The organism is uncultured Brevundimonas sp. (assembly GCF_937870815.1).
Lineage (GTDB): Bacteria > Pseudomonadota > Alphaproteobacteria > Caulobacterales > Caulobacteraceae > Brevundimonas.
Map to the genome: position 1 here is coordinate 1 of NZ_CALMZS010000146.1, position 10,629 is coordinate 10,629.

Sequence of the window (10,629 nt, forward strand, 5' to 3'; positions counted from 1 at the left end):
GCCTCCTCGTCGGTCATCGAATGGCTCATCACGGCCATGGGCGAGGCGGGGCGGTCGCGCACCCGGATCGGCTGCCAGCCCTCGCCGAAGCGGCGGCGGAAGGCCCCGGCGCCCGGCGCGCCGCTGCGCCAGGTCGTGGCCGTGGCCGGGGCGGTGACCACCCCGGCCACCACCGATCCCTTGTGCACCAGGGCGATGTTGACGGTGAAGCTCTCGCGGCCCTCGATGAAGCCGCGCGTGCCGTCCAGCGGATCGATCAGCCAGAACCAGGCGGCGGCCGCGGCCGGCAGGCCGTCGGCGGCGGCCGCCTCCTCGGCCACGGCCTGGACCCCCGGATACAGCGCCTCCAGCCGCGCCAGGATCAGGGCCTCGGCCTCCTGATCGGCCCTGGTCACCGGGCTGTCGTCGGCCTTGGCCTCGGCTGTGACCCCGTTGCGCCAGTAGGGCAGGATGACGCGGGCGGCGTCCTCGGCGATGTCGGCCAGCGCCTCGGTCAATGCGCCCGAGGCGAGGTCGGCGGTCAGTCGTTTGCTCATGCGCGCTCCGATAGACCATCGCGGCGGTTTCAAGAACCGGCAAATCAGGGCAGCGTCCGCGCGACCGACCAGCTGTTGTTTTCGAGCCCGATGACCGACACCGCCCCCGCCGCCCCCCTTCCCGACGGCCAGGCCCTCGCGGCCCTCGTCGCCGGCAAGCTGTGCCACGACTTCATCAGCCCGGCCGGGGCGATCAGCTCCGGCCTCGACCTGCTGAAGGACCCGACCGCCCAGGACATGCGCGACGACGCCATGGGCCTGATCGAGTCCAGCGCCAGGAAGATGGTCGCCCTGGTGGCCTTCGCGCGGGTCGCCTTCGGGGCCTCGACCTCGGCCGAGCGATTCTCGGGCGCGGAACTGGGCGAACTCGTCGCCGGCCTCGCCGAGGGCGGCCGGGCGGCCCTGGAGTGGCGGGTCGACGCCGGCGACTATTCCAAGGCCGAGGCGCGGGCCCTGGTCAACCTGGCCTGGCTGACCCTGGCCGCCCTGCCCTCGGGCGGGACGGCGACGGTCGCCGCCCGGCGCGCCGACGGCCTGGAGATCGCGGGCGTGGCCGAGGGGGCCCGGGCCCGGCTCAAGCTCGAGGCGGCGGCCGGCCTGGAGGGCCGCCCCCTGACCGAAGGCCTGCCCGGCCAGTGGATCCAGCCCTACTGGCTGTGGCTGACGGCGCGCGAGGCCGGCGGCGCCCTTGAGGTCGAGGCCGGCGAGGACCGTGTCGCCCTGACCGTCCGCATGCCTAACTGACGCTTAAGCCGGTTTACCAAGGAGTCATTAACCGGCGCGCGGCGATGATGGGGCCAACGCGCCCGCGGGCCCCGTGCGCGTCAGCCCGGAACGCAGCCTTGACCCCCAGAACCTGCCTGATCGTCGACGACAGCCGGATCATCCGCAAGGTCGCCCGGCGCATCGTCGAGGGCCTCGGCTTCGAGGTCGACGAGGCCGCCGACGGCGCCGAGGCCCTGACCTTCTGCGCCGGCGTCATGCCCGAGGTCATCCTGCTGGACTGGTCGATGCCGGTGATGGACGGGCTGACCTTCCTGCGCCGGCTGCGCACCCTGCCCGGGGGAGCGGGCCCCAAGGTCCTGTTCTGCACCATCGAGACCCGCGCCGAGCGCATCGCCGAGGCCCTGTCGGCCGGCGCCGACGACTATGTGATGAAGCCGTTCGACGGCGAGATCCTGTCGTCGAAATTCGCCGAGGTGGGGGCCGTCTGAACCCATGTCGCCGGAAGCCTTCGACCGCCTGCAGTCGCTGATGGCGTCGCGCGCCGGCTTCCGGCTGACGCGCGACCGCATGAAGCTGGCCGAACACCGGCTGGGCCCGCTGGCCCGGCGCGAGGGCTATGAGACCGTCGACGCCCTGCTGGCCTCGCTGTGGGCCCGGCCGGTGGCGGCCCTGGCCTGGGCCGTGATCGAGGCCCTGCTCAATCCCGAGACCTGGTTCCGCCGCGACCGGGCCAGCTTCGACACCTTCGCCGGCGAGCTGCTGCCGGCCCTGTCGGCCGCGCGCCGGGGCGCGCCGGTCAAGGTCTGGTCGGCCGGATGTTCGACCGGCCAGGAGGCCTGGTCGCTGGCCATCGCGGCCCAGGACGCCGGCCTCGCGGTCGAGATCCTCGCCACCGACCTGTCGCAGCGGGCGCTGGAGAAGGCCCGCTCGGGCGCCTACACCGGCTTCGAGATCCAGCGCGGCCTGAAGGCCGCGACCATGCTCGACTGGTTCGACCAGGCCGAGGACAACTGGATCGCCCGGCCCCAGCTGCGCGCCGCCGTGCGGTTCGCCCGCGCCAATCTGCTGGACGCGCCCGCCGACGATCGCCGTTTCGACGTGATCTTCTGCCGCAATGTGCTGGAGGACATGGAGCCGGTCCGCCGCGTCCAGGTGTTCGACAACCTCGAGCGGCGGCTGGTCGAGGACGGCTGCCTGTTCCTCGGCGCGGCGGAGTCGCCGGCCGGCGACAGCCTCGCCTTCCGCCCGGTGGTGGGCCGTCCCGGCCTGTTCGTCAAGACCCCGGCGACCGTCAGGCGGGCGGCGTAGGCCGCCGCCGCCGCGCCGCCCGTCCCCGGACCCGCGGCGTTTTCCGGCGGGCCCCGCACAGGTCGCACCACTCCCGGTCCGGTCGGCGCCGGTCCGGTCGCCACCGGTGCCGGCGGCAGCGCCACTGGCGGACCAGCGCCATCAAAGCCTTCAGCATATCGCCCCTCCGCCTCTCCGCCCCGCGGGCATAGGCGGCGCGTCTGAACGAAACCTTGACGGCCCGGGCGGCGTCGCGGCGGAGGTGACGCAGGGGCCGGTTACGGCTAGGCTGGCGGCGGTCACCGGGGGGGAGAAGGTCTCATGCGGCTGTCGTGGCTGGCCGGATCGCTGGCGCTGGCCCTGCTGATCGGGGTCGCCGCCCTGCAGGTCCCCGAACCGGCCGGCGTGGACGCGCCGGCGACCGCCTTCTCGGCGGAGCGGGCCATGGCCGACGTGCGCGAGCTGGCGCGGCGGCCGCATCCGGTCGGTTCGGCCGACCACGCCCGGGTGCGCGCATATCTGCGCCAGCGGATGGACGCCCTCGGGCTGGAGACCTCGACCCAGACGGGGCCGATCTCGCGCGGCTCGGCCCGCTACCTGCGCCGCATGGGCGGCGACCCGGAGGCGGCGAATTTCACCGCGACCAACCTGGTCGGCGTGTTGCCGGGCCGCGACCCGGCCCTGCCCGCCGTCGCCCTGATGGCCCACTACGACACCGTGCCGATGTCGCCCGGGGCGGCGGACGATTCCGCCGGCGTGGCGGCGGTGCTGGAGAGTGTGCGGGCGATCCGCGCGCGGGGACCGGCCGACCGGACCCTGGTGGTGCTGCTGACCGACGCCGAGGAGATCGGCCTCGACGGGGCCCGGGCCTTCTGGGGCGGCCACCCGCTGCGCGACCGGATCGGGGCGGTGATCAACCTCGAGACCCGCGGCGGCGGCGGCCGGGCCATGATGTTCGAGACCGGGCGCGGCAACGCCGGGACCATCGCCCTGTTCCGCCGCGCCGGCCTCGCCGCCGACGGCGGCGTCACCTCCAACTCCCTGGCCGTGTTCGTCTATGAGCGGATGCCGAACGACACCGACTTCACCATCCCCCGGAGCCGCGGCGTGCAGGGGATCAACCTCGCCTTCATCGGCCGGCCGGAACAGTACCACGCCCCGTCCTCGACGCCCGCGGCCCTCGACCGGGGTGCCGTCCAGCATATCGGCTCGCAGGCGCTGGAGAACGCCGACGCCCTGCTGCGCGCGCCCGCCCTGCCCGCCGCCACGGCCAATCTGGTCTATGCCGACCTGTTCGGCCGGGCGATCCTCAGCCATCCGCCGGGGGCGGGCTGGGGCATCCTGGCGCTGGCGATCGCGCTGCTGGGCGTCGCCGCCTGGCGGGCGCGCTCCCACGCCGGCCTGACCTTCGCCGACGCCGGGCGGGGCGCGCTGGACGGGGTCTGGTTCGTGGCGACCGGGCTGGTCCTGACCCAGGCGGTGCGGAGCCTGGGCGGGCCGATGACGCAACGGGCCGACAGCGCCGACGCCTATTATGCGCTGCTGGCGCGGCTGCCGTGGATCGAGGCCGGCGCGGCCCTGACCGTGCTGGCCCTGGCCATGGCCGTGCTGGGCGGACGGGCGCGGCCCGACCGCCGCCTGGGCGCCGCCGCCGTCGCCGCCGTCGCCGCCCTGGCGCTGGCGCTGGGCGGGCCGGCCCCGCTGGTGATCGGCGCCTCGGTCGTCGCCATCGGCCTGTCGCTGGCGCCGGGACTGGCCGCCCGGACCGCGTGGGGCGGCTGGATCGGCCTGATCCTCCTGGGTCTGGTCATCGGCGCGGTCGCCCAGGCCGCGGCGCCCCAGACCGCCTTCCTGTTCCTGTGGCCGGGCCTGCTGGCCGCCGCCGCGGCGGCGCTGGCGGTCGTTATGGACCCCGGCCTGACGCGGACGAGGTCGCTGGCGGCCGTCGCCGCCGCCACGGCGCTCGGCGGCGGCTGGCTGGCCGGACTGTCGCACCCGGTGTTCCTCGGCGTCGGCCTCGACCGGCCCGGCGTGCTCGTGCTGACGGGACTGCTGGTGCTGATGCTGGCGCGGCCGCTGTCGCCGGAGCGCGGCGCCGTCCGGCCGTGGCTGATGGCGGCGCTGGCGGTGCTGGTGATCGGCGCGGCGGTTTCGGGCGGGGCCCGGGTCGCCAGCCCCATGCCGGCCGAACCGCCCGCCGCGGACCGAGCCTGAGTCAACCGCGCGTGCCAAGGCCCAAACGGGTCCTCGGGACACGCCGGGGGATGACGGATGGGGTTGGCTGAAGCCCGGGCCTCAGCCCCCGTCGGTCCACACCGTCTTGTACAGGTCGAAGCGGCGGTCGCGCAGGTTGCGCACCGTGCCCTGTGACTTGGCCCAGGCCAGGTCGGACAGGTCGAGGTCGGCCACCGTCACCGTCTCGACGTTCTCGCTCGCCTCGGCCGCCACCCCGTCCCGCGCGAACGGGAAGTCGCACGGCGTCAGGATGCAGGACTGGGCGTACTGGACGTCCATGTTCTCGACGTTCGGCAGATTGCCGACATTGCCCGACAGGATGACGTAGCACTGGTTCTCGATCGCCCGGGCCTGCGAGCAGTAGCGCACCCGCAGATAGCCCTGGCGGTTGTCGGTGCAGAACGGCACGAACAGCAGCCGCGCCCCCTCGTCGACCAGCCGCCGGGCCAGTTCCGGGAATTCGGAGTCGTAACAGATCAGCACCCCGATCGGGCCGCAGTCGGTCGGGATGGCGTGCACCCGGTCGCCGCCCTTGATGTTCCACCAGTGGCGCTCGTTCGGGGTCGGGTGGATCTTCTCCTGCTCGTGCACCGAGCCGTCGCGCAGGAAGACCCAGGCGACGTTCTGGATGTCGCCGTCCTCCGTCTGGGTCGGGTGGGAGCCGCCGATGATGTTGATGTTGTATTCGACCGCCATCTTGCGCATCGCCTCGACGAAGCGGGGCGTGTAGCGGGTCAGGGCCTCGATCGACTCCACCGGCGTCAGCTTCTTCTTCTCCAGCGACAGCAGCTGCAGGGTGAACAGCTCCGGAAAGACCACGAAGTCCGAGCGGTAGTCCGAGGTCACGTCGACGAAATATTCGATGTTGTGGATGAACTCCTCGAAGCTGGCGACCTTGCGGGCCTGCAGCTGCACCGTCGCCACCCGCACCGTCTCCTTGACCGCGAAGGCCGCGCCCCGGCCGTGCGTCTCCGCATAGTAGGGATTGCGCCAGACCATGTGCGCGGCGTGCCCCATCGAGGCCGTGTCCGAGACCAGATAGTTCTCCAGCACCCCGATCGGCTCGAAGCCGCCGCGCATGTGGAAGCCGATCACCGGGTCGTTCAGCTTCCTCGCCGTGACCGCGTCCAGATATTCGCGGGCGTCCGGATAGGCCGCCTTGCGCCGCGCCAGCCCGGGCATCCGCCCGCCGAAGACGATGCCCTTGAGGTTCTGCGCCTCGCACAGGTCGCGCCGCGCGTCGTACAGCCGCTGGCCGATGCGCAGCCGGCGCCGGTCCGGATCGACGCACACCTCCATGCCGTAGAACCAGTCGCCCAGCGGATCGTGCCGCGCCGCATAGCCGCCGCCGGTGATCTGGGTCCAGGTGTGCGGCGCCATGGCCGTCTTCTCGTCGATGCGGAAGCCGGCGGCGTAGCCGACGATCTCGTCGGCGTATTCGACCACGAACTGGCCGTCGGGAAAGGCGGCGATCTGGCCGCGCAGCATCCCCGGCGTATAGGCCGGCATGTCCTTGTAGACCTTGGCCACGAGGGCGGAGATGGCCTCGACGTCGGCGAGGCGGGCGTTGCGGATGGACAGGACGGCGGGCTTGGAGGGCTTGGTCATGCGCCCTGAACGCACGGCGATGGTCGGGGATCAACCCCGTGTCCGGCGGTGGGGCGGCCAAGTCCCCGGCCAATGCCGGATCGTGACTCATCGCGGACGTTCGGGGCCGTCCGCTCTTCGGGTGTCAGCGAGACCTTATACGCGCGGCCGACAGCGCGTCTGTAGAGCGCTGAAATCTACGATCTCTTCTGATCTCAATGTATATTTGAAAATACATTGGAACGATGTCGCAGCATAGGCATTTTACATGCAAGATTTAAAATAGTCGTTCATTAACTTACGGCCATGCTTTCCAGGCCCGGCGTGAGCGGACTCTTGCCCAAGCTTCCTACGTGCGTGCTCTCCGCTGCGTGAGAGCCGGTACGCCCTGATTTCGCGGCGGCGCTTCGAGGCAGCCATGTTGAGATCCACTCTGATGGCGGCTGCGCTATTGGCCACGGGCCAGAGCGCCTACGCCCAGCAACCGCCCGCCGGGGGGCAGCTGCAGCAAATTCCTCCCGCCGTCCTCCCCCAGAGACCCGCGCCGGACATCCGCATCGAGCGCCCGGAACCGCCGTCCGAGGCCGCGGCCGAAGGTCGGCGCATCCGCGTGGACACGCTGCGTGTCACGGGCGCGACGCTGTTCACGGAAGCGGAGTTGGTGGCGGCCGCGGGCTTCACGCCGGGACAGGAACTCACCCTGCCGGAGCTTCGCAACGCCGCCGCGCGGATCACGCGCTTCTATAGTGATCGGGGCTATGTGCTCGCCCAGGCCTATCTGCCGGCGCAGGACGTTCTCCAGGGCGCGGTCACGATCGCCGTGGTCGAGGGCCGTTACGGCGCGATCGATCTGCGCAACCAGGCTGGCGTGTCCGACGCCTTGGCCGCAGGGCGGCTGAACGGCCTGACCCGGGGCGACCCGGTCGCGATTGCGCCGCTCGAACGGCGCCTGCTGCTGCTGTCCGACATACCCGGCGTCGTCGTGCATTCGACGTTGTCCCCGGGGGCGGAAGTCGGCTCTTCGGATCTGACGGTCGATCTGACCCGCGCGCCCCGGATTTACGGCAGCCTCGAGGCGGACAACGCCGGCAATCGCTACACCGGAGCCTACCGGTTCGGCGGCTCGGTCAATTTCGCCAATCCGACCGGCCTGGGCGACCTGATCAGCCTGCGCCTGCTCGCCTCGACCGAAGGCCTGGCCTACGGGCGGGCCGCCTGGCAGGCGCCGCTCGGCGACGCCACCGTCGGGGTCGCCTATACGCATATGCAGTACGACCTTGGCCGCGAGTTCTCGGCCCTGGACGCCGGCGGCACGGCCAACATCTTCAGCGCGTTCGCCAGCTATCCGCTGATCCGCTCGCGGGCCGCGAACCTCTACGCCCTGGCGAGTTTCGACGCCAAATTCCTGAGCGACGAAATCGGGCTCGTCTCCCAGGTGTCGGACAAGGAGATCCGGGCGCTGACGGTCGGCCTGCGCGGGGATTCCCGCGACGGCTTCGGCGGCGGGGGCTGGAACGCCGGCTCGCTGTCCTGGACCTCGGGCGAGCTCGACATCGAAAGCCCGGCCGAGCGGGCCGCCGACGCGATCAGCGCGCGCTCCCAGGGCGGGTTCAACAAGCTGCAGTACGCCATCTCCAGACTCCAGACCGTCAGCGGACCGCTATCGGTCTACGGCTCGCTTCGTGGACAGGTCGCGACCGACAACCTGGACAGCTCCGAGAAGATGGTGCTGGGCGGCGCCTATGCGGTGCGCGCCTATCCGGAAGGCGAAGCCTACGGCGACGAGGGTTATGTCGCGACGTTGGAAGCCCGGTTGATGCTGGACCGGTGGACGCAACCCCTCCCGGGCCAGTTCCAGTTCATCGCCTTCGTCGACGGCGGTGAAGTCGACCTCGCCCATGACGCCTGGTTCCCGGGTCCCAATCAGGCCCGCCGCAGCGGCGGCGGCATCGGGCTCAACTGGTTCGGCCCGGACGATCTCATTGTCCGCGCCTCCTATGCCCGACGGTTCAACGACCAGCGATCGACCTCGGGGCCCGACGAAACGGGCCGCGCCTGGTTCCAGGTCGTCAAGCTGTTCTGATGGCCGCGACGGCCAACCCGCCCCTCCCGACAAGGACGTTCTGATGACCAGACTCCATCACCTGATCGCCAGCGACAGCACGCGAGCCGGAGGTCGATGCGACCCGGCGGATCGCAGGGCCTCCCTGATATCCTCCACCTGCCTGGCGGGCGCCGCCGCCTGCGCCCTGATCGGGCTGGGCGCCTCGCTGGCCCTGGGGACCGCGGCCCAGGCCCAGGTCCTGCCGACGGGCGGATCGGTCGCCGCGGGCGGCGCGACCATCACCACCGGGCCCGGTACGATGACGATCAATCAGTCGACGCGGAACACGGCGATCAACTGGCAGAGCTTCTCCATCGGCCAGGGCGGCAGCGTCGTCTTCGTGCAGCCCGACAGCAGCTCCGTCGCCCTGAACCGGGTGCTGGGTCCGGACGCGTCCGCGATCTTCGGCAGCCTGACCTCCAATGGCCAGGTGTTCCTGATCAATCCCAACGGGGTGCTGTTCGGCCAGGGCTCCCAGGTGAATGTCGGCGGGCTTGTCGCCTCCACACTGGGGATGAGCGACGCCGACTTCATGGCCGGCGACTACCGCTTCACGGGCGCGGGCGACGGCGCGGTGCTGAACCAGGGCGCGATCATCGCGAACGGCGGCTATGTGGCCCTGCTGGGCGGCCGCGTCAGCAATGAGGGCGTGATCCAGGCCAATCTGGGCACGGTCGCCCTCGCCGCAGGCGAGGCGATCACCCTGGACGTCGCCGGAGACGGCCTGCTCAACGTCGTCATCGACAAGGGCGCCGCCAACGCCCTGGTGCGGAACGGCGGCATGCTGCAGGCCGACGGCGGTCAGGTGCTGATGACCGCACAGGGCGCGGGCGACCTGCTCCGGACGGTGGTGAACAACACCGGCGTCATCCAGGCCCGCACGATCGGCGAGCGAAATGGCGTCATCCTGCTGCTGGGCGACATGCAGAGCGGGACGTTGAACGTGGCCGGCGTCCTTGACGCCAGCGCGCCGGACGGCGGCGACGGGGGCTTTATCGAAACCTCCGCCGGGAGCGTGAACATCGCGGCCGGAACCCGCATTACGACCGATGCGCCTTCGGGTGACACGGGGACGTGGCTGATCGACCCGCAAGACTTCACCATCGGCGCCGGCGGCAATATTTCAGGAGCGACCCTGTCCGCCCAGCTGGTGACCACAAACGTCGTGATCAGCACAATGACGGGACCGGGCGCGAACTTGCCGGGCAACGGGGACATTCACGTCAACGACGCGATCGCCTGGACGGCGTCCTCCAGTCCCACGACCCTGACGCTGAACGCCAACCGCGACGTCAACATCAATGCCGCGATCACCGCCACCAACGGCAATCTGGTGGCCTGCTGCGGACGCGACGTGAACGTCAACGCACCGATCACGACGGTGAACGGCAGCGTGCTGCTCAACGCCGGCCAGAATGTGAACGTCTATCACGCCATCACCACGACGGACGGCAACATCGCCCTGTGCGCCGGGCACGACGTCCACATCGACGCCGCCGTCACCCTGACCCGGGGCAGCACCATTCCGGCCCAGAGCCTGGGTCTGCCGGTGGGCCTGACTCTGATCGCGGGCGCGGACGGTTCGGGGCCGGGCGTCGGCGGCGGCACGATCATCTTCAGCCCGCTTGCGCCCCGCGTCACGGTCACGGCCGCTCCGGTCACGATCAACTACAATCCTGTTTCCTACGCGGCCCCGTCGGACTTCTCGACGCACTTCACCCTGACCGAGGGCGCGGCGCTGACCCAGCGGATGCTGCTGTTCCCGGACGGCAGCCGCGATTTCGACGGCACGACAGGAACGACCCTCACCGGCTTCAGGACCACGGCGGCCTCGGGACTGCCCACGGGCGTCACCCTGGTGGCGGGCCCCGCCGCAAGCGCGACCTTCGATTCGGCGGCCGCCGGGGCCGATGTCGGCATCACCTACAGCGGATACACCCTGGCCGGCGCCAATGCCGACCAGTACGCCCTGGCCGGATCCTGCTGCGTTTCGACGTTCAGGACACGGGGGACGATCTCGCCGGCGGCAGCGCCTCCGCCTCCGCCTCCGCCTCCTCCTCCTCCTCCTCCTCCTCCTCCTCCCCCCCCCCCCCCCCCCCCCCCCCCCCCCCCCCCCCCCCCCCCCCCCCCCCCCCCCCCCCCCCCCCCCCCCCC

At 71.5% G+C, this 10,629-nt stretch carries 8 protein-coding genes; 6 read left to right on the forward strand and 2 right to left on the reverse strand.

The window, feature by feature from the left end; genetic code table 11:
* A partial coding sequence (locus Q0588_RS09625) for an inositol monophosphatase family protein (protein ID WP_298745738.1) occupies positions 1-536 on the reverse strand: 536 nt, incomplete at its 3' end.
* Between the two features lie 90 nt (positions 537-626).
* Here Q0588_RS09625 and chpT point away from each other — a divergent pair.
* The 4 genes from chpT (at position 627) to Q0588_RS09645 (ending at position 4,763) form a co-directional block, all read left to right on the forward strand.
* Positions 627-1,280 carry a histidine phosphotransferase ChpT gene (gene chpT, locus Q0588_RS09630; RefSeq protein WP_298745739.1) on the forward strand — a complete coding sequence of 218 codons (654 nt, stop codon included), beginning with the start codon at positions 627-629 and terminating at the stop codon, positions 1,278-1,280.
* A 98-nt stretch (positions 1,281-1,378) separates the two neighbouring features.
* Complete coding sequence (locus Q0588_RS09635; RefSeq protein WP_298745740.1) at positions 1,379-1,750, forward strand: response regulator; 372 nt, start codon at positions 1,379-1,381, stop codon at positions 1,748-1,750.
* A 4-nt stretch (positions 1,751-1,754) separates the two neighbouring features.
* Positions 1,755-2,570: a protein-glutamate O-methyltransferase CheR gene (locus Q0588_RS09640; RefSeq protein ID WP_298745741.1), complete on the forward strand. Its 816-nt coding sequence runs from the start codon at positions 1,755-1,757 to the stop codon at positions 2,568-2,570.
* A 300-nt stretch (positions 2,571-2,870) separates the two neighbouring features.
* Positions 2,871-4,763, forward strand: a complete 1,893-nt coding sequence (locus Q0588_RS09645; RefSeq protein ID WP_298745742.1) for a M20/M25/M40 family metallo-hydrolase — start codon at positions 2,871-2,873, stop codon at positions 4,761-4,763.
* An 81-nt stretch (positions 4,764-4,844) separates the two neighbouring features.
* Here Q0588_RS09645 and Q0588_RS09650 read toward each other — a convergent pair whose 3' ends face one another.
* The gene (locus Q0588_RS09650; protein ID WP_298745743.1) at positions 4,845-6,392 is read right to left on the reverse strand and encodes a GNAT family N-acetyltransferase; all 1,548 of its coding nucleotides are present in this window, start codon (positions 6,390-6,392) and stop codon (positions 4,845-4,847) included.
* A gap of 397 nt (positions 6,393-6,789) precedes the next feature.
* On the opposite strand from Q0588_RS09650, the gene Q0588_RS09655 reads away from it, so the two are divergent.
* A complete protein-coding gene (locus tag Q0588_RS09655) occupies positions 6,790-8,454 on the forward strand; it encodes a ShlB/FhaC/HecB family hemolysin secretion/activation protein (RefSeq protein WP_298745744.1) in 1,665 nt (554 codons plus the stop codon).
* Between the two features lie 43 nt (positions 8,455-8,497).
* The coding region (locus tag Q0588_RS09660; protein WP_298745745.1) for a filamentous hemagglutinin N-terminal domain-containing protein at positions 8,498-10,629 on the forward strand (2,132 nt) is incomplete at its 3' end.

Coding starts and splice junctions, on each gene's coding strand:
- Q0588_RS09655 (WP_298745744.1), top strand. CDS start 6,790: ATGTTGAGATCCACTCTGATGGCGGCTGCGCTATTGGCCACGGGCCAG.
- Q0588_RS09650 (WP_298745743.1), bottom strand. CDS start 6,392: ATGACCAAGCCCTCCAAGCCCGCCGTCCTGTCCATCCGCAACGCCCGC.
- Q0588_RS09645 (WP_298745742.1), top strand. CDS start 2,871: ATGCGGCTGTCGTGGCTGGCCGGATCGCTGGCGCTGGCCCTGCTGATC.
- Q0588_RS09640 (WP_298745741.1), top strand. CDS start 1,755: ATGTCGCCGGAAGCCTTCGACCGCCTGCAGTCGCTGATGGCGTCGCGC.
- chpT (WP_298745739.1), top strand. CDS start 627: ATGACCGACACCGCCCCCGCCGCCCCCCTTCCCGACGGCCAGGCCCTC.